We start from the raw sequence: 21,483 nt of genomic DNA on the forward strand, positions 1-21,483 counted from the left end.
CGGCTATGCCTCTTCATGGCCGCGATTAAAATAATGAGGAATAAAATAATGATGGTGAGAAAAAAGGTATTTAAGAAAAAAACCATGGTTCTTATGTTGCTCTTTTGCTATGGGTTGGCGCCGGACGTAATGGCGCAAAAATTAACGCTTGAGCAGCGTATGGAATTGCTGGAAGAGAAGCTGCGTCAGACTCAGCAAAAATTACAGGCTTATGAGGATAAAGAAAAACGCCGGCAGCAAGCATCGGGTGCTGATTTTGCCGCCGGCAAAGGCGCCGAGCGTGAAACAACGGCGACGCCGTCGCTAACCGCGCAGACGAAACCTGCGGTATTGCAGGGCGATGCGGTCTTATCCGAATCAACGCTGAAAAAAATCAGTCAATATGTTCAGGATGACGCCGGCTTTAAATATTCCGGTTACTTCCGTACCGGATATGCTTCGACAACGAATGGCGGCCCTAAATCCTGGGCCGTAGGATCGCTAGGGCGGTTCGGCAATGAATATGACGGGTGGTATAACTTATCGTTAAAGAAACGCGCCTGGCGGGAAGGTAATAAATCGGTATGGGCCAACGTGCAGTTTGAAGGTGACTTGGGATTATCGCAGAGTAATGAATCGTTTGAAAAGGGAATGTCCGGCGGCGGCATGGGGAAACTTAGTAAACTGTTCGTTGAAACCACAGGGTTCTTGCCATTCGCTCCGGAAGCGAAATTTTGGATAGGTAAACACACGCTGCCGCAATATGAAATCCAAATGCTGGACTGGAAAAGCAATCGGACGCTTTCCGGCGCAGGGCTGGGCATTGAGGGGTGGAAACTGCCTGTCGGTTCGCTCAGTATGGCGTTGACGCGTAATGATATCGATAACTACAGTACGACCTGTACAACCTCGACATGTGATGATACCACCCAGGTTAATGTCAATATTGCCGAAGTTAGATACCAAAATATCCCATTGAGTAAAGAACTGTCGCTTGAGGTCGGCGCGAAATATGCTTTTGCTAATCAGACCGATGAGCAAAAAGCGGCGCAAACTTCCGGCGATGATTATACAGTGAAATCATCGTGGCTGGGGCAGGCTATTTTACGTCAACCGCTTTGGGGCGGATTTAATGAATTAACCGCGCAGGTGGCCAATAATTCTTTGGCCAGCCAATTTATGAGTATTTCCGGCTCCAACCCTGACTTCGATTACAACAGCTCCTATTATGGCGTGCACAGCGACGGCATCGGTTGGCGGTTGGTGAGTCAAGGAGAAATCTATCTGCGCGATGACGTTATTATGGCCCATGCGCTAGTGTATGGCCGCGGCAACGATTTGTACTCGGTCAATAAAGGGGCGCACACGGATTTTGAAACGATGCGGGCGGTGATTCGCCCCTCTTATATTTGGAATAGCGCGAATCAAACGGCATTGGAGCTCGGTTATTTCACTCAGGAAAATCGCAATAATAATATTAATTATGATGAATCCGGCTATAAGGTGACGCTGGCGCATATCTTCAAAGTAGATACCAGCCTGCTGAACTCGCGTCCGGAAATCCGTTTCTATACCAGCTATCTTAAAGCGTTGGAAAATGAAATCGATAACCAAACCTTTAATGATGAAAAAGATTACCAAATCAGTTTTGGCGTCCAGGCCGAAGTGGTTTTCTAATAAGGAGAAAATATGTTCTTATCGGCTAAAGGTATGAAATCTGTTGCATTGGGCGTATATCTGGCGGCGGCGATATGAGTAAAGTGAATAACGACTGGCTCTCGGAGAACATTCGGCGCAAAGGCCCGCTGGGGGCGGTCTATCCGGCGGTAGTCTATTCGATGGAAGGCGATTCGCCATCCTTCCTGTATCTGCTCCGCACCGGGCTTGGCGATCCCGAACATCCGGAATATGGCGGCTGGGGAGGGCGTTATGCCGCCATCGCGCCGGATGATGCCGGCGGGCTGCGCGTGAGTACGTCGGATGAGGCCATCGGCGCGGATGGGAAAAAATACCGCACGGCGCCCGCGACGATCTGGCGCTGGCGTGATGCATTCCAGAACGATTTTGCCGCCCGAATGGACTGGTCTCTGACCGGGGAGCGGAAGAAGGCGAACCATAATCCCAGCCTGGTGCTAAATGGCCGTCCAGGCGCGCAAATCGTCTCCTGGCAGGTGAAGTCCGGCGAGCGGGTGACGCTATCGGCGCGGGGATCTGGCGATGTCGACGGCAATCAGGTGGCGTACCGCTGGTGGCAATATAAAGAACCGACCGCAACGGCGCTGGGATTGCACTTCGGGCCAGGTATTGAGCTGTCCCACAGCGAGGGCGGCGAAACCAGCTTTACCGCGCCGGACGTTAAGGTGGCGACTGCGTTCCATATTATTCTGGAAGGTAAAGACGACGGTTCTCCGGCGCTAACCTCTTATCGACGGGCGATTGTGACGGTGTTGCCAGCCGAGCGGTGAAACCGCGTTCGCGGCGTGAAAGCGCATAGAATAGATAAGTAGCGGCAAACTATCGGACTGCCGACAAAATCAGGCATTACTCGCCCCGCTGGCTGGGCTCTCCCTGCGGGCCGCCGCCAGCGGCGTTCAAAAACGCACGCGTTTTGTCGGGGAAACACGGGGGAAGGCTCCCGCTTACGACGCCTCGCCCCGTGGCCGCCCCGCGTATCTCGATCCGTGGAGCGGGTTGTCGGTAAACTCAAACTGTGCGTTTTCCCGGATGACGCGCGCGGCGGCTATAGTGATTCGCCGTTGCTTTCTATCACCTCCTTATACCAGTAGAAACTACGTTTACGCCGGCGTTCCAGCGTTCCTTGCCCCGCGTCATCGCGATCGACATAAATAAATCCGTAGCGTTTTGACATCTGCGCCGTACCGGCGCTCACCAGATCGATAGGCCCCCAACTGGTATAACCCAACAGCTCCACGCCATCGGCAATCGCCTCGCGTACCTGCGCCAGGTGCCGACGCAGGTAGTCGATACGGTAGCCGTCATTAATACTGCCGTCGGCTTCGACGACATCCCGCGCGCCCAGCCCGTTTTCGACAATAAACAGCGGCTTCTGATAGCGATCGTAGAGTTCGTTCAGTAAAAAGCGCAACCCCTCGGGATCGATCTGCCAGCCCCATTCGGAGGCTTCCAGATGCGGATTGGGAATCAGCCGGATGATATTGCCGCGCGAAGATTGATACTTCTCAGGTTCGAAGGTCGCACAGCCGCTCATGTAGTAGCTGAAGGAGACGAAATCCACCGTATGGCTCAGATCTTCCCTATCCTGCGCGTTGATATCCAATGCGATGTCGTTTTCCTTAAAATAACGCGCCATCCAGACCGGATAAGCGCCGCGCGCCTGCACGTCGCCGAAAAACAGCCATTCCCGGTTTTTCTTTTGTGTCTCTAGCACATCTTTCGGATGGCAAGTCATGGGGTAGCGCAGCGCGCCCAGCAGCATATTGCCGATTTTCGCGTCGGGGATAATGTCGTGGCAGGCCTTCACCGCCCGGGCGCTGGCGACAAGCTGGTGGTGAATCGCCTGATAAATATCCTGCTTTGATGGCTCGCCGCTCAGGCCGACTCCGGTAAAGGGCGAGTGTATCGCCATATTGATTTCATTAAAGGTCAGCCAGTATTTCACCTTATCTTTGTAGCGAGTGAAGACGGTGCGGGCATACTTTTCAAAGTGATCAATGGTTGCACGGTTGCCCCATCCTCCCTGCTTTTTAACCAGGCCGTAGGGCATTTCATAATGAGATAATGTAATTAGCGGCTGGATGCGGTGTTTTGCCATCTCGTCAAATAGGCGATCGTAAAACGCTAATCCCGCTTCGTTCGGCTGATCTTCGTCCCCTTCGGGATAGATACGCGTCCAGGCGATGGACGTTCTCAGCACCTTAAACCCCATTTCCGCAAACAGTTGGATATCCTGCGGGTACTGATGATAAAAATCGATGGCGACGTCTTTGATACAGCTGATTTCTTCCGTCCGCTCGGTGACCGGGCCATGTACGCCCTGAAGCTGTAGGTCGGAGGTAGACACGCCTTTACCTTCTTTATTCCAGGCGCCTTCAACCTGATTGGCCGCCATCGAACCGCCCCATAAGAACCCCGCGGGGAATGCTTTCATTTTGTCTCTCCTCTTTACTCTGTGTCATCGTAACCCTTGCCGGCCGGCCGCATGGCGCCCGGAACGCAGGCAAAAAAAAACTTGGGCAAAGACGAGTGAAATACACTCGCCTTTGCCCAAGTCTCGCCCGCGTGCAGCGGTAACGTCTTCTAAAGGAACACTATACGATCCCATACGCCGGCGACAATATCATCCTTTGGTTATGTGACTTTTATCACGACAATTAGCCTGGCGCGCAGGTCGCGGGGATGGGGTTTCGTACACACTTCTTCTTTTGTGAAATCGCTTAAGGCGCCGTCGCCGACGGCTATTTTTTTCGCCCGTCTTCTTGACCTTCCCCTTAGGGGAAGGCCTACCTTTAACCGGGTATCTCAACCGGCCAGAAAGAGAGGTAATGATGAAAAAAATACATTTGCTGATCGTCGGCAGTTTATTGGCGCCGCTGTCCGTTTTGGCGGCGGACGGCGTTCACGGCGGCCATCACTCCGCGAATCCGACCGATTCGCAGCAATCTTATATGCAGGGCATGGATCAAATGCACGCCCGGATGCAGGAGGGAATGCAGTCCGGCGATCCCGACGTGGCATTCGCCAAAGGGATGATCGCCCACCACCAGGGGGCGATAGATATGGCCAAGACGGAGTTGAAATACGGTAAAGATCCGGAACTGCGTAAGCTGGCGGAAGATATCATCAAAGCTCAGCAGCCGGAAATTGACCAGATGCAGGCGTGGCTGGCGAAGCACGGGGAAAAGCGATAGGCGCGAACCCGGCCGACGGCCGGCAATCGTCTGAATTCGCCGTCCGGGGGCGTCGAGCCGGCGGCGATTATCCGCTGCGGCGTACCTTGAGCTGCGGCTCAAGCCGGGTCAGCATCGGAATCTCTTCTTCTCCACGCCAGATGATGTGCAGCAGGCGCATCACCTGTTCGGCAATCTGCGTGACGGGCTGGGCGACGGAGGTGAGTTGATAGCCTTGCCACGCGGCCTGCGGCACGTCGTCGCAGCCGATGACCTTTAGTCGGCCGGGCACGGATAAACGGCCGACTTCGCGGCAGCTATCCATCAGCCCCATCGCCAGGGCATCTGACGCGCAGAACACCCCTTCCAGCCCGCGCAATGCGTCAATAGCGCGCTCGCCCAGCGCAAAACCCGCCCGGTAACTGTAGTGTCCGGCATCCAGCCGATATGGCGCGGCCAACCCGTGGGACAACGCCCCTTCGCTGAAGCCGCGATAGCGCTCGTTGGACGCCTGGCCGTCGCTGCGCCCGGCCACGAAACCGAGTCTGACGAGCCCCTGGGCGATCAGGCGAGCGGCGGCCAGTTTACCGGCCTTGAGGTTATCGGTCTGCACCGAAGGAATCAGCCCGCGCGCATCGGTGCGGCCTAATGTGACCAGCGGCAGCGAGAGTTTCAGGCACTGGCCGAAGCGCTCCGCCGGAAGCGACCCCACCACGGCGATCGCGCCGTCGACCTGATAGCCGGATAGTCGCAGGATCGCGTCGTCCAGATCTTCCGCCTGTTTGACGTTGAGCAGCATTGGCTGCTTGCCGTATAGCTGAAGGACGGCCGACAGCTCTTCAAACAGATAACACTGATAAGGGCTAGAGAAATCGCTGATGAGGATGGCCACCAGATTCGAGCGCTTACGCCGTGCCGGCGTACTTAGCGTGCGGGCAAAGAAGTTCGGCTGATAGCCCAACGCCTTCGCCGCTTCCATAATTTTGGCGCGTTTTTCCGGATGAATGCTGGCGCCGTCGGTGAAGGCGCGCGATACCGCAGAGCGGGAGACGCCGACATGGGCCGCGACGTCCGACGCGGTCACTCTCTTCTTGGTATTAATGATGATGTTATTCCTGTTCAAAGTCGCCGACGGTTTCTTCCGCTGCCACGTCAAGTGTCTCGCCGTCTTCGGCCAGCGACAACCCGCCGACGGTGGAAATGTTGTCGCGTAAGGCGGCGCGCAGCTCCGGGGCGATGTGATACAGGCGCCAGCGGCTGCCGGGCTTGCGCGGCAAAAGCGCGATATCTTGCCAGGAACCGTGGCTGGGATGGCGAGCCAGCATCTCACACTCCAGAAACACCCAGTCGCTTTGCGACGCCAGCGCTTTTCCCTCCGGCGACAGCAATCCGTCGCCGGAGTAAAACAGCTGATGCCCGCCGCAGGTGGTGATATGCAGGCTAAGATTCGCTACCGCATGGCGCGTCGGCGACGTCCGTATCGTCCAGGGGCCGATGGCGGATGTCGATTCCGTATCCTGACGGCTAATCACAAAACCCGGCGCGGGCGCGGGCCAGTGCGCAAAGCGGATCAGCGGTTCGATAACCGCCCACTGCGCCCGCTGCGCGATGAGGGTGAGCGGGCGCTTGCGCCGTCTGGCGTCCATCCAGTTCAGCAGCGTCGTCAGGCCGAGGCAGTGATCCGGATGGGCGTGGGTCAGGTAGATGGCATCCAGCGACTCGGGGTCTAATCCGGCGTTAAAGAGTGCGGCCGGCACGGTCGGGCCGCAGTCGATCAACAGCCGGTAGCCGTTTTCTCCGATCGTGATGCTGGCGTTGGCGTGCCGGCCGTCATAGGCATCTCCGCAGCCGATAACGTCGAGCCGAAATTTATGCCCCATTCGCCCCCCCTGTCGTCCGAATGCGCCGCCGTTCGGCGTCGAAACTGTGTAATACGGAGTCGGCCAGATTCAGCATCAGCGTGTCGCCGAGTCGGTAATTCGCCGGGCTTTCAACGATGAACGGCTGCCCATGCAGATGGCCGTAATATAAGCGCGCATGGCCCAGGGGTTCGACAACGTCAATCTTCATTTCGCAATCGGGGTGCATTTTATCGACCACCGCCTGATTGGGGCGAATACCGATGGCTGCCGCGCCGCCCGGCAATGTTGCGCGCGGGCTCAGGGCGCTGAACGTCCTCGCATCCAGAAAATTTATCGCCGGCGAACCGATGAACGCCGCCACGAACTGGTTGGCCGGCTGGTTATACAGTTCTTCCGGCGAGCCGATCTGTTCGATGTTGCCCCGGTTGAGCACCACGATTTTGTCGGCGAGCGTCATCGCCTCAACCTGGTCGTGCGTCACGTAAATCATGGTCGATTTAAGTTTTTGATGCAGCTGTTTCAGGTAGGTTCGCATTTCGCCGCGGAGTTTGGCGTCGAGGTTGGAGAGCGGCTCATCAAATAAAAAGAGCTGCGGCGCGCGTACGATGGCCCTGCCAATGGCGACGCGTTGCCGCTGGCCGCCGGATAATTCGCCCGGAAGGCGTTTTAACAGCGGCGTCAGCTGCAGATTTTCCGCCGTTTGACGCACTTTTTTCTCAATCAGACGCTTGTTCATCCCCGCCATTTTTAACGGAAAGCCGATATTTTTCTCTACCGACATATGGGGATAGAGCGCGTAGGACTGAAAAACCATGGCGACTTCACGCTCCGACGGCGGAACGCCGTTTAGCGCTTTCCCATTCAGCCTGATTTCTCCCCGCGTGCTCGATTCCAGACCGGCAATCATGCGCAGCAGCGTCGATTTGCCGCATCCGGACGGCCCAACGAAAACCACAAACTCGCCGTTATTGACGGAAAGGTTTACATTTTGGATAACCGTCTGTTCGTTATAGGTTTTTTGGACGTTTTTCAGTTCGAGTTTTTTCATCGTTCGTTCCTATTTCAGCCCCATCGAGAAACCGCGCAGCAGATAACGTTGCATATAGCCGGCGAGCGCCAGCATCGGCAAAGATGAAACGATACCGACGGCCATCAGCTCGCCCCAGGCGGTGCCGTTTTCGGTCATGAAATTTGAGATAAACAGCGGAATGGTGAATTTGTCCGGGGTATAAATAAACAGCAGCGAAAACAGGAATTCGTTCCATCCCAGAATCATGGCGAAAATCGATGTGGCCACCAGCCCCGGCGCGCAGAGTGGAAATACGATATAGGCCAGACGTTTACACAGATGCGCGCCGTCCATGGCGCCGGCCTCTTCGATCTCCAGTGGGATATCGCGTACGAATCCAAGCAGCATCCAGATGCAAAACGGCAGGGTATACACCTGATACGCCAGCACCAGACCGAACCGGGTATTCTGCAGGCCGAGGTGGTTCATCAGCGAATAGAGCGGAATGGCGATGACGATCGGCGGCATCATTTTGATAACCAGCACCGCCAGCAGAAAAAGGTTATCCAGCCTGGCGGGAAAACGGTAGCGGGCCAGGGCATAAGCGGCAAAAAACGCGATAACGACGGAAATGGCCGTCGCGGAAAGCGAGATAAACAGAGTATTGCCAATCAGCGTCGGCAAATCGCCCCGCCAGAGTGCGGTGAAAGAGGCGAGCGTGGGGCGCTCGGGAACCAGACGCGCGCCGGCGTTGAGAATCTCGCCCGGCGTTTTAAAGGCGGTGCCGAACATCCAGATGATGGGCAGGATAAAAAGCGCGACGGACAGCCACACGCATAGGCTGTGAATACGCGCGTTCATGGTTTGTCTCCTTGCATCGCTTTGCGCGCGTAAAACAGGGTCATCGCCAGCGAGATCGCCAGCATCACCAGCGCGGAGGCGCTGGCCATGCCGAGGTCAAAAAACTGGAAGGCGTATTTGTAGACGAACATTGATAGGGTTTCGGTTGAATTACCCGGTCCGCCGCCGGTCATAACGTAAACCTTGTCAAAAAGTTTAAAGGTATCGATCGAGCGCAGCAGAAATGCCAGCATCACCTGCTTTTTAATCAACGGCAGGGTGATATGGCAAAACGATCGCCAGCCTTTGGCGCCGTCGACCAGCGCCGCCTCGCCGATATCTTTAGGAATGGACTGCAGTCCGGCCAGAATGATCAGGAAGGCCATGGGCGTCCACTGCCAGGTATCCACCAGGGCGATGGCGTATAGCGCCAGATGGGGATTAAACAGCCACTCCTGGGCCGGCAGGCCGAGCGCGGCCAATGCCGTATTGAGCAGCCCGAAATCGTAGTGATACCAGGAACGCCAGATGGCGGAGCACACCAGCGTCGAGATCGTCATCGGGTAGATAATTATCGGCAGCGCGAAGCGGCGTCCCGGGAACTGGCGATGAAACAGCAGCGCCAGACACAACCCGATGCCCACCTGGGCAAGGGACGCGACCAGAGTAAAAACGAACGTGTTTTCGATCGCGGAAAGAAAGAAAAAGTCGTCGAATAGCCCCCGAAAGTTTGCCAGCCCGACGAATTGGTAGCGTTGGCCGACGTCGCCCGCCGCGCCAAAAGCGTGGTAAATCACGGAAGCGATGGGATAGGCCGTCAACAGCCCAAGAATGGCCAGCGCGGGCAGCAGCAGGGCGATTAAGTGTTTACGGTTTTCAAATAACATAGCGAAATCCAAAGCGGCGCCGCCGAGGCGAAAGACGATTATGCTTTGACGATGCGGCTGATACGGCGTTGCGCCTGCTGCAACGCCTGTTCCGCCGTCATTTGTCCCATCATGGCCATTTGCAGGTAGTCGCCCAGCACGCTTTCAACCTCGGCCCAGTTCTGGATGCGCGGACGCGCCTTACTGGTTTTCAGCGCTTCCGCCTGCTGCGGGTACCAGCGGTATTTCGCCACCACGTCCTTGTCGACATAGACGCTTTGGCGCGTCGGCGGTATGCCGTAGTTCAGCGCCAGTTTTTTCTGCATGTCGGCGCCGGTGGCGAATTTCAGGAAAGCCGCCGCGTCGGTTTTGTTTTTCGCATCCGCTGGAATCGCCAATTGCCAGATCCCCAGCATCGGCGCGGGCCGGCCCGTTTCCGCCGGCGGCGCGGTAATCTCCATCTCGCCGACGACTTTGGACACTTCCGGGTTATCCAGGTTGGGGATCCACGCCGGCCATACTTCAATGCCCATCGCGGCGCTGCCTTTTTGCAGCGCGTCGCGCACTTCATCCGCGTTATACACATCCACGCCGCGCGGCGCGTATTGCTTCATCGCCAGAAACGTCGTCAGCGCCTGTTTTGCCTGCGGCGTATCCAGCGTCGCTTTACCCTGCCGGTCGACGACATCGCCGCCATAGCCCCAAAGGATTGGCAGAAAGCCGGTCACAATCGGGTTGCCTTTGACGCCGCGGAACACTACGCCGTTCGTGCCGGATGTCTGGCTGATTTTCTGCGCCGCGTTAAGCACGTCGCTCCAGGTTTTAGGCGGCGTCAGGCGGTTTTTATCAAATACGGCCCGATTCCAGGCGAACAGCGCGACGTTGCCGACCATGGGCATGGCGTAAACCGGGCCTTTTGCCTCCGGATAGCGGCCGATATCGAACGGCGCCGGAATAAAGTCTTTATCTTCGACGTCCTGGGAAAGCGGGGTCAGCCATCGGTTGGCGAAAAACTCGGGAGCCCAGGTATCGTCCATTAGAATGACGTCATAGCTGCCGCTCTTTTCACGCATCGACAGCACGATGCTTTCATAGAGGCCTTTGTTGGGGCGTTTCACCAGCGTGGTTTTTGTTTCCGGATGCGCCTTTTGATATTCATTCACCACATATTGCATCGCCTCGCCGTAGCTGCTGTCGCGGCTTGCGATAACCAGCTCATCGGCCATGGCCCCAAACGTGGTGGCGACCAGCGCGGCCGCCATGATGGTGCGTTGGAACATCGGGTTCTTCTCCTCTCTGCGTTCATTCTGCGGGTAGTTTTGCACGCGCGTTCATTTTTGCTGCGTGTAAGGCTAGTTACTGAAAATGTCAGTTGAATGACGGGATAGTGAACATTGGCGGCGTGATGGCGCGGCGGGAGAGGCGCTTCGCTAACGCTCCCGACCGCCTGACTCGTTTTGGCCGTTGTCATCATCGCCGCGGTCTCTTCGCGCAGAGAGGGAAATACGATTGCCGCGCCGTTCGATTGACCGGAGAGCGTGCGGGCGAATTTATCTGTCAGCTTTTTGTGTTTTGTAGAACAAAACGTTTATGAGAAGCGGGGTGCGACGGCTTATCGCACTCATCTTTGGCGGTTACGGCAGAATAACATGATAAAGCTGGTGGGTAAGGTGCCGATACGTATATAGAGTCAGTTTATTACGAAAGGAGAGAGTATGAACTGGTATCCTGCACGTATATCAGCCAGGTTGACCGTGGGCGGAGTCCTGCTCCTATTGGTTACGGTGTTTGTTATTTTTATCAGTATGTTATGGCGAGGACAGCCCCGGGTGGTTGAACTCAACACTACGTTGATTGAAGAGACGGGACAGGGCCTGACGCGTCAGTTAAGCGTAGTGCTGTCGCGTATTGAAGGTGAAACGGTAAGCCTGGCCCGTCTGGCGGAGGCGCTTCCCAAAGAGGAATCGCTATATCGGGAGGTGGCTCCCCGCCTGATTGACGGTCAGGATAATTCAGTCATCACCGGCGGCGGAATCTGGCCGGAGCCGGACTCGTTTACGCCGGGCGTGGCGCGCAGAAGTTTTTTCTGGGCGCGCGGCGCTGACGGCAAGCTGGTTTATTCCGATGACTATAATGCGCAAAGCGGAACCGGTTATCACAACGAAAGTTGGTATACGGGAGCGAAAAACCAGTCGGTTAATAAATGCGTATGGTCCGACGTTTACAGGGATACCGTCTCCGGGGTGAATATGGTCACCTGTAGCGTGCCGTACCGGCATGCCGGCCGCTTCGCCGGCGTCGCCACCACCGACGTTCGGCTCGATAATGTAGCGGCGTTTATGCAACAGCAGGGCGACCGCACCGGGGGTTACGCATTTATCGTCGATCGGCAGGGGCAGATCCTCTATTTCCCTGAAACGGACAGCGGTAAATTTCAGACATTTAACCAACTCGCTAAACAATCGGACTGGCTGAGTCCCATCGCGGACGCCCTTAATCAGTCGCGGGGGAATAACGAGGGCGTATCTTCCGTGCCATTGGCGCGCGACGAATTGCTGGGGAGTCCATCCAGCGCCATGCTGTTCTCTATGAGTGATACCGGCTGGGTGGTCGGTCTGGTGACCCCGGAAGCGCGTATCACCGGTTTGGCGCGGGTCATGATGAGGGATGTGCTGGCCGTGCTGCTGCCGGTCATGACAATACTGCTGGCGGCTTCCTGGCTGATGGTCCGCCGATTGATCGCCAGACTGGATGATACCCGTCGGGCGCTGGATGATATTGCCCAGGGGGAGGGGGATCTCGCCCGTCGGCTGGAGATCAAGGGGCGCGATGAGATATCGGACATCGCTCTGGCGTTTAATTTATTCGTCGACAAGATAGCGGCCGTGCTGCTTGCCGTGCGTAATAGCAGCGTTATTGTTGCCAGCAATGCGGTAAATCTGGCCGACAGCAATATGGAGCTGTCTTCAAGAGTCACGCAGCAGGCCGCCGCGCTGGAGCAGAGCGCGGCGGCGATGGAGCAGCTTAATGCCGCGGTTCAGCAAAATGCGGGCAATACCCAGTTGGCGGACGAGCTGGCTGAGAATACGGCCAAAACGGCTAACGAATGCGGCGAGGCGATGCAGGGGGTGATTACGACCATGGATGAAGTTAATTCCTCATCCGGTCGAATGAGAGAAATCGTCGGCGTGATAGACAGCATCGCCTTCCAGACTAATATCCTGGCCCTCAATGCGGCGGTGGAAGCCGCGCGGGCGGGAGAATCGGGGCGAGGTTTCGCCGTCGTGGCTTCTGAAGTTCGGACATTGGCCCAGCGCAGCGCTACCGCCGCCCAGGAAATAAAAACGTTAATTGACGCATCGTTGTTAAGCGTGGGAACCGGAAGCCATCGGGTACAGGATACCGATTCTCGGTTAGGGCAGCTGGTAAACAACGTGCGGCGGGTGCGGCAGGTCGTGGGGGAAATTCGCGTAGCGGGCGAGGAGCAGAGTAAAGGAATCTCTGAAGTCACGCTCGCCGTAACCGAGATGGACAGTACCGTTCAGCAAAATGCCTCTCTCATCGATGATGCGGCGGCTCGTACGCAGACGCTGAAAGAAGAAGCTGAACAATTGGCTTCGCTCGTCGCCTCGTTCCGTCTTCCCGAACAGGACGCTTTCGAGCCAGTGGGTAGGCCCGCGCCTGCGGTTACCCTGATAAAATAGGCCAGTCTCGCCCCGCCCTGCGCGGGGCGACTATCTATGGTCGACTCAAAATGGCCGGCCCAATGGCGTATGAAGCAGCCGCTGCGCGGTATCGCGCAAATATCCCCGAAAAAACAAAGGAGCCACGCGATTAACGTAACTCCTTGAAATTCTGGTGGCCCCTGTTGGGTTTGAACCAACGACCAATCGATTATGAGTCGACTGCTCTAACCACTGAGCTAAGGGGCCTGACGGGCGACGATTATACGGTAATGTGCGGGGGAAGGTCTATAGCTGTTCCGTCGGATGTCTGTTTTCTATGCAGGATAGCTTGTTGTTATTATTATCGGATTTTGCGATAACAGCGAAAAGCGCGCGCTAAAGGAGAGTGTATGTTCGAGGATATTCTGGCTGCCGATCTTCAGGTGGTTTTCTGCGGAATCAATCCGGGATTATCGACCGCCCACCAGGGATATCATTTCGCCAATCCGAACAACCGCTTCTGGAAAGTGATTCATCAGGCCGGATTCACCGAACGTTTGCTTAAGCCGGAAGAGGAGCGTCATCTGCTGGATACCGGGTGCGGCATCACCATGCTGGTGGAGCGGCCGACGACGGCGGCGGCTGAGCTGAACAAGAGCGAGCTCTTGCGCGGCGGCGCGACCATTATTGAAAAGATAGAGCGCTACCAGCCTCGAGCGCTGGCGGTATTGGGGAAGCAAGCGTTCAGCCAGGCCTTCGGCGTGAAGAAGGTCGGATGGGGGCGCCAGGCGTTGACGATCGGCAAAACGCAGGTTTGGGTGCTGCCTAACCCCAGCGGACTGAACCGCGCGACGCTGGAGTCGCTGGTCGTTTCTTATCAGGCGTTGTATCTGGCGCTGCATGACGGCGCATGAAACGGGGCGCGGCCGCGGCAAAAAAATAACCCCGGCGGACCGGGGTTATTTCAGCGACATCAGTCATTGCGGGGTGAATTAATCATCCAGGAAGCTGCGCAGCACTTCCGAGCGGCTCGGATGGCGCAGTTTACGCAACGCTTTGGCTTCGATCTGACGAATACGCTCACGGGTAACGTCAAACTGTTTACCCACTTCTTCCAGCGTGTGGTCGGTATTCATATCAATACCGAAGCGCATACGCAGAACTTTCGCCTCGCGCGCGGTCAGGCCGGCCAACACGTCGTGCGTCGCTGAACGCAGGCTTTCCGATGTCGCGGAATCCAGCGGCAGCTCCAGCGTGGTATCCTCGATAAAGTCGCCCAGATGCGAATCTTCATCATCGCCGATCGGGGTTTCCATCGAGATCGGCTCTTTGGCGATCTTCAGCACCTTACGGATTTTATCTTCCGGCATCAGCATGCGCTCGGCCAGCTCTTCCGGCGTCGGCTCGCGCCCCATTTCCTGCAGCATCTGGCGGGAAATACGATTGAGCTTGTTGATGGTCTCAATCATATGCACCGGAATACGGATGGTGCGCGCCTGGTCGGCGATGGAGCGGGTAATGGCCTGACGGATCCACCAGGTGGCGTAGGTCGAGAACTTATAGCCGCGGCGATATTCGAACTTGTCCACGGCTTTCATCAGACCGATATTCCCTTCCTGAATCAGGTCAAGGAACTGCAGGCCGCGGTTGGTGTATTTCTTGGCGATAGAGATAACCAGACGCAGGTTGGCCTCAACCATCTCTTTCTTGGCGCGGCGGGCTTTCGCTTCGCCGATCGACATGCGACGGTTGATGTCTTTAACCTGTTCGATGGTTAAACCGGTTTCTTCTTCAATCTGATGCAGCTTTTGCAGGCCGCGCTTCACGTCTTCCTCGACGGTGTTCAGCTTTTCAGACCATGGCTTGGCCATCGCTATCGCCGCCGCAAACCAGGAATCATTGGTTTCATTGCCCGAGAACAGGGTGACGAAGTTTTTCTTCGGCATTTTGCACTGTTCGACGCAAAGCTTCATGATCAGACGTTCCTGGGTACGCACGCGGTCCATCATTGAGCGCATGCTGTTAACCAGAAAATCAAACTGTTTCGGCACCAGACGGAACTGTTTGAAGACTTCGGACAGATTCAGAATTTCCTGCGCCGATTTCGCATGGCTGCGGCCGTTGGCCTTAATGACCTGGCGCGTCGTTTCGTATTGCTCGCGCAGTTCAGTGAATTTCTGGCGCGCCAGTTCAGGGTCGATGCTGTTATCGTCATCGCTGTCGTCGTCTTCCTCGTCCTCGTCGTCGTCGTCCAGCTCTTCAGTAGAGAGCTCGGAGCCGACGTGCGTGGCTGTCGGCGCGATATCCTCTTCCGCGTTAGGATCGACGAATCCGGTAATCAGATCGGATAAGCGGCTTTCGCCGGCTTCGACGCGATCGTACTGCTCCAGCAGATAGGTAATCGCTTCCGGATACTCAGCGACGGAGCATTGAACCTGATTGATACCGTCTTCAATACGCTTGGCGATATCGATCTCGCCTTCACGCGTCAACAATTCAACGGTACCCATCTCACGCATGTACATGCGAACCGGATCGGTGGTGCGGCCAATCTCCGATTCAACGCTGGATAACACTTGGGCAGCAGCTTCTGCCGCATCTTCATCCGCGTCGTTGGTATTTTCTGCCAGCAACAGATCGTCTGCATCAGGTGCTTCTTCCATCACCTGGATGCCCATGTCATTAATCATCTGGATGATGTCTTCGATCTGGTCGGAGTCGATGATATCTTCCGGCAGATGGTCATTGACCTCGGCATAGGTCAGGTAGCCTTGCTCCTTACCACGGGTGACAAGCAGCTTGAGCTGTGACTGCGGGTTTTGCTCCATAAGACGGTATCCACACTTCAGAGTATTTGGGTTGGTGTTGGTCGGCGTCATTCGCCAACAATAACATTAGGGCTTTTTTTCTAATCGCCGCGGACCCTGTAGCGGCTCTTGGCAAGGTTTACCTTGCTATTTATCGGCAATTAAGCCTCGGTAATCAGTTTTTTCTGGTTAAAGCCAGTTGCAATGACCAAAGTTCTTGCTTCTCTTTGGCATCGAGCCCATGGGTTCTCTCGCGGGCAATCAATGTTTCCTGTCGCTGCAGCAGCAGCCGATCGTAGAGCTCCGCCAGGCTGATTCTGAACTTGTCGTCCAGTTCATCTTCTTCAATCATATGGTTCCAGGAAGCCATGGTTTCAAGCTGCTTCCGGTACTTACTGTCGCGATATTTTTCGAGCAGCAGCCCCATATTCATTCCCGGGCTGGCGTTACAGGTTTTTACCAAATCCCGAAACAGGCTCAGGCCAGCCACTTTGCTCTCTTCTATTCCTTCCAGCGTCAGTTCGGGAACTTCCGCTGAAAGCCTTGGGTTCTGAACCAATAGCCCTATAAGTATACGCATAGTTGTCACTTTTAGCTGGGGCGGCTGGTAGGGTTGCGCATGTTCGGCCACTTTTGGCAACAGCCGATCCAGCTGGCTGTCGTCCAGAATCCCCAGTTTGTTACCCAACTGCTGGCGTAAATATAAGCGTAACGTCTCACCCGGCACCTGGCCAATCAAGGGCAGCGCCAGCGTGCTGAGCTTCGCTCGACCGTCGGGCGAACTCATATCCACCTGTTGCTGCAACGTTTCGAACAGAAACTGCGACAGCGGTAACGCCTGCTCCATCCGCTGTTCAAAGCTCTCTTTGCCTATTTTACGCACCAGCGTGTCGGGGTCTTCGCCATCCGGCAAAAACATAAAGCGTAGCTGCCGACCATCGTTTAAATAGGGTAGCGCAGTTTCCAACGCGCGCCATGCCGCTTCCCGCCCGGCGCGGTCGCCGTCATAACAGCAAACGACCTGATCGGTGGCGCGGAAAAGCAGCTGGATATGATCGGCCGTGGTGGACGTTCCCAGTGATGCAACCGCATAATCAATGCCAAACTGCGCCAGGGCAACCACGTCCATATACCCTTCAACCACCAGCAGCCGCTTCAGTTCGGAATGATTCCGCTGCGCTTCATAGAGGCCATAGAGCTGGCGGCCTTTATGAAAAATTTCAGTTTCCGGCGAGTTCAGGTATTTCGGCACGCCATCGCCTAATACCCGGCCGCCGAAGGCGATAACCCGTCCCCGTTTGTCGCGGATGGGGAACATGACGCGTTCGCGAAAACGGTCATATGTACGCCCTTGTTCGTTAGTCACCAACATGCCGGCATCGTTCAACGCGCTGCGAGCGTCGTTATTCCGGCCGAAACGCTTCAAGGCGTTATCCCAGCCGGCGGGCGCGAAGCCGATGGCGAAGTGGCTAATGACTTCGGCGCTCAGTCCGCGCTGTTGCAGGTAATGCAACGCCGGCGCGCCGACAGACTGGCTAAGCGCCTGCTGATAGAACTCGCTCAACTGCCCCATCAGCTCATACAAACTTTGCCGCTGATGACGCTCAAGCTGAGTGGGCCCGGCGCCGGTTTCATAGGGAACTTCAAGGCCATGCGCGGCAGCTAGTTCTTCAATACTTTCAACGAATTCGAGACGATCGTAATTCATCAGAAAGTCGATGGCGTTGCCATGGGCGCCACAGCCAAAACAGTGATAGAACTGCTTGTCACCGTTTACGGTAAATGAGGGGGTTTTTTCGTGGTGGAACGGGCAGCACGCGTGATAATTCTTACCCTGCTTTTTCAGTTTGACGCGCGCGTCAATGAGATCGACGATGTCGGTACGAGCCAGCAGATCATTAATAAATACGCGTGGGATTCGTCCAGCCATAAGCCCCTGTTTCTAACTTATAAACGATAGCTTATAAACGACAGCAAGCCGCGCATTCCTTTCGGAAAGCACGGCCTTCGTATGCAACTACTAAGTCTGCGGATTAATCACGCGGCGGAGGAAAACCTCCTGAAAATTAATACAGACGAGTGCGGCGTGCGTTTTCTCGAGCCAGTTTCTTCGCGTGACGTTTTACCGCGGACGCTTTAGCGCGCTTACGTTCGGTAGTCGGTTTTTCATAAAACTCACGACGACGAACTTCAGCCAGAACACCTGCTTTTTCGCAGGAACGCTTGAAGCGACGCAGAGCTACGTCGAACGGCTCGTTTTCACGTACTTTAATTACCGGCATGTGCCTCTCACCTCAATAAATTCGGTTTGCCGCTGGCCTTGTGCCAGCCTTTTCAAAATGGTGCGGAATTCTACTGCAAATAGGGCGCCCTTGTAAAGGGGCGGGCGATCATAAAACGCTCAGCCTCCGCCTGCGCAGAACCCGGGGCGCTTATGGTAGACTATCTGCCGTATGAAGCAAGCCGCATTCAATCCGGGCTTGTACCGCAATAAGAGTAGGAACAGCAATGCGCGTATTGGGTATCGAAACATCCTGCGATGAAACCGGAATTGCCATTTATGACACTCAGGCCGGTTTGCTCGCTAATCAGTTATACAGCCAGATAAAACTCCATGCCGACTATGGCGGCGTTGTTCCCGAACTGGCTTCCCGCGATCACGTGCGCAAAACCGTGCCGTTGATTCAGGCCGCGCTGCGCGAAGCCGATGTAACCGCCGGCGATATCGACGGCGTCGCCTATACCTCCGGCCCCGGTCTGGTGGGCGCGCTGCTGGTCGGGGCAACGGTCGGCCGGGCGCTGGCGTTTGCCTGGAATGTTCCGGCCATCGCGGTGCATCACATGGAGGGGCATCTGCTGGCGCCGATGCTGGAAGATAATCCTCCCGCATTTCCTTTCGTCGCGCTGCTGGTTTCCGGCGGACATACGCAGCTAATCAGCGTAACCGGTATCGGCGAGTACCGGTTGCTTGGCGAGTCCATCGATGACGCCGCGGGAGAAGCCTTTGATAAAACGGCGAAACTGCTGGGGCTGGATTACCCAGGCGGGCCGATGCTGTCGAAAATGGCGCAGGCCGGCAACGCCGCGCGCTTCACTTTTCCGCGCCCCATGACGGATCGTCCAGGGCTGGATTTCAGTTTTTCCGGCCTGAAAACGTTCGCTGCCAATACCATCCGCAGCAATGGCGATGATGCGCAAACTCGGGCTGATATCGCCCGGGCTTTCGAAGACGCCGTCGTGGATACGCTGGCGATTAAGTGCCGTCGCGCGTTGGATGAAACCGGTTTTAACCGGCTGGTGATGGCGGGCGGGGTCAGCGCTAATCGCGCGTTGCGCCAACGTTTGGGCGAGATGATGACGAAGCGGGGCGGCAGCGTATTTTATGCGCGTCCCGAGTTTTGTACGGACAATGGCGCGATGATTGCCTATGCGGGCGCCATCCGTCTGCGGCAGGGGGATTCTCGCGATCTCGGCGTGACGGTGCGTCCGCGCTGGCCGCTGGCTGAACTGCCCGCCCTTGAGACGGAGAATCGTCAGTAGCGGGGGCTATTGACGGGGGCGCATCGCCAGGGAAGTATACGCGATTTTGCTATTGCCGCCCCTGACGCTACAGCTCTTGTTCAAACAGCACCAAAATGGCTTCATAGAGCTGTTTGACGCTGAATCCTCTGGCGGGGGTGGTGAAGATGGTGTCGTCGCCGGCGATGGTGCCGAGAATGCCTTCCGATTTGCCCAGCGAGTCAAGCAGGCGAGCAATAAGCTGGGCGGCGCCCGGGCTGGTGTGGATGACCACGACGGCATCATTGAAATCGACGTCCAGCACCAAATTTTTGAGCGGACTGGTGGTGGTGGGCACGCCGAGCTCCGCCGGCAGGCAGTAAACCATCTCCATTTTGGCGTTGCGCGTACGCACCGCGCCGAATTTGGTCAGCATGCGCGAGACTTTGGACTGATTGATGTTTTCGAATCCATCGTCTTGCAAAGCTTGAACAATTTCACTTTGGGAGCTGAATTTTTCTTCTTTCAGCAGCGCTTTGAACGCTTTAACCAAGTCTTCTTGTTTTGTCGAATTACGCATTCTGCACCAATTTCATAGGGTTATTTGGTTAATATTATGCAGATTAGTGAATTTTTATGCAACTATAATGCGTATATTATCGCCAGCCGCGGCCGTTGGCCGTTTGAAAAAAGCGGAGGCGGGAACTTGAATATGCGGAGTCTAAAAAATGCGCTATAAGTCACATAAAAGTGAAGCAAATGTTATCAAAATGATGTTATTTATATGGCGCATATACTCTAAATAATTCGAGTCGCAGAAAGGCCGCCGCATATGCAGCCTGAAGTATGACGAGTATCGATAGAGATGATGCGCCGCCGATCTTTACTTAACGGTTTATGCATGATGAGTACGTTATTAACCCGAAGCCACTAACTTTACTTACCTTTCTAATTAATAGCCGCTTATGGCTTATTATTATAGGCATAGGGTATTCCCGGTCTTTAAGTCATATCCACTGGCGGTAAGCGAATACGCTTTTTCTCTTGTATTGATTCTTTTGTTAAACGAATTCACGGCGTTTTTTGTACTTTACGATAATAAGGAGTTTAGGATGAAAGTTGCAGTTCTTGGAGCAGCCGGCGGTATTGGTCAGGCCCTTGCTCTTCTCCTCAAAACCCAGCTTCCTTCAGGTTCAGAGTTATCCCTTTACGACATCGCGCCGGTAACGCCGGGCGTCGCGGTCGATCTGAGCCATATTCCTACCGCGGTAAACATCAAAGGCTATTGCGGCACCGACGCGACTCCCGCGCTGGCCGGTGCGGACATCGTGCTGATATCCGCCGGGGTGGCCCGTAAACCGGGCATGGACCGTTCCGATTTGTTCAATGTCAACGCCGGCATCGTTCGTAATCTGGTCGAGCAAATTGCCGCCACTTGCCCAAAAGCCTGTATCGGCATTATCACCAATCCCGTCAACACCACGGTCGCTATTGCGGCTGAAGTGCTTAAGAAAGCCGGCGTTTACGATAAGAACAAACTGTTCGGCGTGACCACGCTGGACATTATCCGCTCCAATACCTTTGTGGCCGAACTTAAAGGCAAACGGCCGGAGGAGATCAACGTACCGGTTATCGGCGGGCACTCCGGCGTGACCATTCTGCCGCTATTGTCACAGGTGCCTGGCGTCAGCTTCAGCGATCGGGAAGTCGCCGACTTGACGAAACGTATCCAGAATGCGGGTACGGAAGTGGTGGAAGCGAAGGCCGGCGGCGGATCGGCTACCCTATCGATGGGACAGGCCGCCGCGCAGTTTGGCCTGTCGTTAACGCGAGCCTTGCTGGGTGAGAGCGGCGTGGTGGAGTGCGCCTATGTGGAAAGCGATGGTCAATATGCCCGTTTCTTCGCACAGCCGGTACTGTTGGGTAAAGACGGTATTGCCGAACGTAAAGAGATCGGCGCGCTGAGCCAGTTTGAACAAGATGCGCTCAAAAATATGTTGGAAACGCTGAATCAGGATATCGAATTAGGCGAAGCCTTTATCAAAGGCTAATCAACAATCCCTCGCGGCAACGCGAACCCGAGCCGGAG

18 protein-coding genes and 1 tRNA gene are annotated in these 21,483 nt (G+C 55.6%); 7 read left to right on the forward strand and 12 right to left on the reverse strand.

Going from position 1 to position 21,483, the window contains the following annotated elements; translation table 11 throughout:
- Positions 1 to 48 precede the first annotated feature (48 nt).
- Together VSX58_RS09125 and VSX58_RS09130 are read left to right on the forward strand one after the other, a co-directional pair.
- Entirely contained in the window at positions 49 to 1,656 is a 1,608-nt protein-coding gene (locus VSX58_RS09125) for a carbohydrate porin (RefSeq protein WP_327617780.1), read from the forward strand.
- Between the two features lie 74 nt (positions 1,657 to 1,730).
- Positions 1,731 to 2,444 (forward strand): nucleoside hydrolase-like domain-containing protein, encoded by a 714-nt coding sequence (locus VSX58_RS09130; RefSeq protein ID WP_327617781.1) that lies wholly within the window; start codon positions 1,731 to 1,733, stop codon positions 2,442 to 2,444.
- A gap of 275 nt (positions 2,445 to 2,719) precedes the next feature.
- On the opposite strand, the gene VSX58_RS09135 is transcribed toward VSX58_RS09130, so the two are convergent.
- Positions 2,720 to 4,108 (reverse strand): glycoside hydrolase family 1 protein, encoded by a 1,389-nt coding sequence (locus VSX58_RS09135; protein ID WP_327617782.1) that lies wholly within the window; start codon positions 4,106 to 4,108, stop codon positions 2,720 to 2,722.
- Positions 4,109 to 4,505: 397 nt separating this feature from the next.
- On the opposite strand from VSX58_RS09135, the gene copM reads away from it, so the two are divergent.
- Positions 4,506 to 4,868, forward strand: coding sequence for a CopM family metallochaperone (gene copM / locus VSX58_RS09140; RefSeq protein ID WP_407654859.1), 363 nt, complete (start codon positions 4,506 to 4,508; stop codon positions 4,866 to 4,868).
- A 67-nt stretch (positions 4,869 to 4,935) separates the two neighbouring features.
- Here copM and VSX58_RS09145 read toward each other — a convergent pair whose 3' ends face one another.
- From VSX58_RS09145 to VSX58_RS09170, 6 genes are read right to left on the reverse strand one after another with little or no spacing between them, the layout of a single operon-like run.
- Positions 4,936 to 5,970, reverse strand: coding sequence for a LacI family DNA-binding transcriptional regulator (locus VSX58_RS09145; protein WP_327617783.1), 1,035 nt, complete (start codon positions 5,968 to 5,970; stop codon positions 4,936 to 4,938).
- Positions 5,957 to 6,727 (reverse strand): MBL fold metallo-hydrolase, encoded by a 771-nt coding sequence (locus VSX58_RS09150; protein WP_327617784.1) that lies wholly within the window; start codon positions 6,725 to 6,727, stop codon positions 5,957 to 5,959. The genes VSX58_RS09145 and VSX58_RS09150 overlap by 14 nt, the downstream gene beginning before the upstream one ends.
- A complete protein-coding gene (locus VSX58_RS09155; protein ID WP_327617785.1) occupies positions 6,717 to 7,757 on the reverse strand; it encodes an ABC transporter ATP-binding protein in 1,041 nt (346 codons plus the stop codon). Before VSX58_RS09155 ends, VSX58_RS09150 begins: the two co-directional genes overlap by 11 nt.
- Before the next feature lie 9 nt (positions 7,758 to 7,766).
- Positions 7,767 to 8,579 carry a carbohydrate ABC transporter permease gene (locus tag VSX58_RS09160; RefSeq protein WP_327617786.1) on the reverse strand — a complete coding sequence of 271 codons (813 nt, stop codon included), beginning with the start codon at positions 8,577 to 8,579 and terminating at the stop codon, positions 7,767 to 7,769.
- Positions 8,576 to 9,445 carry a carbohydrate ABC transporter permease gene (locus VSX58_RS09165; protein ID WP_327617787.1) on the reverse strand — a complete coding sequence of 290 codons (870 nt, stop codon included), beginning with the start codon at positions 9,443 to 9,445 and terminating at the stop codon, positions 8,576 to 8,578. Before VSX58_RS09165 ends, VSX58_RS09160 begins: the two co-directional genes overlap by 4 nt.
- A 38-nt stretch (positions 9,446 to 9,483) precedes the next feature.
- Positions 9,484 to 10,749, reverse strand: coding sequence for an ABC transporter substrate-binding protein (locus VSX58_RS09170; protein ID WP_327617788.1), 1,266 nt, complete (start codon positions 10,747 to 10,749; stop codon positions 9,484 to 9,486).
- 390 nt (positions 10,750 to 11,139) lie between these two features.
- Here VSX58_RS09170 and VSX58_RS09175 point away from each other — a divergent pair, with 390 nt between their 5' ends.
- The gene (locus VSX58_RS09175; RefSeq protein ID WP_327617789.1) at positions 11,140 to 13,128 is read left to right on the forward strand and encodes a methyl-accepting chemotaxis protein; all 1,989 of its coding nucleotides are present in this window, start codon (positions 11,140 to 11,142) and stop codon (positions 13,126 to 13,128) included.
- Between the two features lie 152 nt (positions 13,129 to 13,280).
- Here the strand turns inward: VSX58_RS09175 and VSX58_RS09180 are convergent.
- A tRNA-Ile gene (locus VSX58_RS09180) sits at positions 13,281 to 13,356 on the reverse strand.
- Positions 13,357 to 13,499: 143 nt separating this feature from the next.
- On the opposite strand from VSX58_RS09180, the gene mug reads away from it, so the two are divergent.
- Positions 13,500 to 14,003 carry a G/U mismatch-specific DNA glycosylase gene (gene mug / locus VSX58_RS09185; RefSeq protein WP_327617790.1) on the forward strand — a complete coding sequence of 168 codons (504 nt, stop codon included), beginning with the start codon at positions 13,500 to 13,502 and terminating at the stop codon, positions 14,001 to 14,003.
- A 78-nt stretch (positions 14,004 to 14,081) separates the two neighbouring features.
- Here the strand turns inward: mug and rpoD are convergent, their stop codons facing one another.
- The 3 genes from rpoD to rpsU all read right to left on the reverse strand — a co-directional run bounded on the left by rpoD (position 14,082) and on the right by rpsU (position 18,178).
- Positions 14,082 to 15,917, reverse strand: coding sequence for an RNA polymerase sigma factor RpoD (gene rpoD, locus VSX58_RS09190; protein ID WP_327617791.1), 1,836 nt, complete (start codon positions 15,915 to 15,917; stop codon positions 14,082 to 14,084).
- A 154-nt stretch (positions 15,918 to 16,071) separates the two neighbouring features.
- The gene (dnaG, locus tag VSX58_RS09195) at positions 16,072 to 17,826 is read right to left on the reverse strand and encodes a DNA primase (RefSeq protein ID WP_327616065.1); all 1,755 of its coding nucleotides are present in this window, start codon (positions 17,824 to 17,826) and stop codon (positions 16,072 to 16,074) included.
- A 136-nt stretch (positions 17,827 to 17,962) separates the two neighbouring features.
- Positions 17,963 to 18,178: a 30S ribosomal protein S21 gene (gene rpsU, locus VSX58_RS09200; RefSeq protein WP_001144069.1), complete on the reverse strand. Its 216-nt coding sequence runs from the start codon at positions 18,176 to 18,178 to the stop codon at positions 17,963 to 17,965.
- A 226-nt stretch (positions 18,179 to 18,404) separates the two neighbouring features.
- Between rpsU and tsaD the strand changes: the two genes are divergently transcribed.
- Positions 18,405 to 19,436: a tRNA (adenosine(37)-N6)-threonylcarbamoyltransferase complex transferase subunit TsaD gene (tsaD, locus tag VSX58_RS09205; protein WP_327617792.1), complete on the forward strand. Its 1,032-nt coding sequence runs from the start codon at positions 18,405 to 18,407 to the stop codon at positions 19,434 to 19,436.
- A gap of 67 nt (positions 19,437 to 19,503) precedes the next feature.
- On the opposite strand, the gene argR is transcribed toward tsaD, so the two are convergent.
- Complete coding sequence (gene argR / locus VSX58_RS09210) at positions 19,504 to 19,974, reverse strand: transcriptional regulator ArgR (RefSeq protein ID WP_121575869.1); 471 nt, start codon at positions 19,972 to 19,974, stop codon at positions 19,504 to 19,506.
- 532 nt (positions 19,975 to 20,506) lie between these two features.
- Here argR and mdh point away from each other — a divergent pair.
- Positions 20,507 to 21,445, forward strand: coding sequence for a malate dehydrogenase (mdh, locus tag VSX58_RS09215; RefSeq protein WP_327616067.1), 939 nt, complete (start codon positions 20,507 to 20,509; stop codon positions 21,443 to 21,445).
- The last annotated feature ends 38 nt before the right edge of the window (positions 21,446 to 21,483 follow it).

This window comes from Brenneria populi (assembly GCF_036016195.1).
Classification (GTDB): Bacteria; Pseudomonadota; Gammaproteobacteria; order Enterobacterales; family Enterobacteriaceae; genus Brenneria; species Brenneria populi.

Coding starts and splice junctions, on each gene's coding strand:
- VSX58_RS09125 (WP_327617780.1), top strand. CDS start 49: ATGATGGTGAGAAAAAAGGTATTTAAGAAAAAAACCATGGTTCTTATG.
- VSX58_RS09130 (WP_327617781.1), top strand. CDS start 1,731: ATGAGTAAAGTGAATAACGACTGGCTCTCGGAGAACATTCGGCGCAAA.
- VSX58_RS09135 (WP_327617782.1), bottom strand. CDS start 4,108: ATGAAAGCATTCCCCGCGGGGTTCTTATGGGGCGGTTCGATGGCGGCC.
- copM (WP_407654859.1), top strand. CDS start 4,506: ATGAAAAAAATACATTTGCTGATCGTCGGCAGTTTATTGGCGCCGCTG.
- VSX58_RS09150 (WP_327617784.1), bottom strand. CDS start 6,727: ATGGGGCATAAATTTCGGCTCGACGTTATCGGCTGCGGAGATGCCTAT.
- VSX58_RS09155 (WP_327617785.1), bottom strand. CDS start 7,757: ATGAAAAAACTCGAACTGAAAAACGTCCAAAAAACCTATAACGAACAG.
- VSX58_RS09160 (WP_327617786.1), bottom strand. CDS start 8,579: ATGAACGCGCGTATTCACAGCCTATGCGTGTGGCTGTCCGTCGCGCTT.
- VSX58_RS09165 (WP_327617787.1), bottom strand. CDS start 9,445: ATGTTATTTGAAAACCGTAAACACTTAATCGCCCTGCTGCTGCCCGCG.
- VSX58_RS09175 (WP_327617789.1), top strand. CDS start 11,140: ATGAACTGGTATCCTGCACGTATATCAGCCAGGTTGACCGTGGGCGGA.
- mug (WP_327617790.1), top strand. CDS start 13,500: ATGTTCGAGGATATTCTGGCTGCCGATCTTCAGGTGGTTTTCTGCGGA.
- rpoD (WP_327617791.1), bottom strand. CDS start 15,917: ATGGAGCAAAACCCGCAGTCACAGCTCAAGCTGCTTGTCACCCGTGGT.
- dnaG (WP_327616065.1), bottom strand. CDS start 17,826: ATGGCTGGACGAATCCCACGCGTATTTATTAATGATCTGCTGGCTCGT.
- rpsU (WP_001144069.1), bottom strand. CDS start 18,178: ATGCCGGTAATTAAAGTACGTGAAAACGAGCCGTTCGACGTAGCTCTG.
- tsaD (WP_327617792.1), top strand. CDS start 18,405: ATGCGCGTATTGGGTATCGAAACATCCTGCGATGAAACCGGAATTGCC.
- argR (WP_121575869.1), bottom strand. CDS start 19,974: ATGCGTAATTCGACAAAACAAGAAGACTTGGTTAAAGCGTTCAAAGCG.
- mdh (WP_327616067.1), top strand. CDS start 20,507: ATGAAAGTTGCAGTTCTTGGAGCAGCCGGCGGTATTGGTCAGGCCCTT.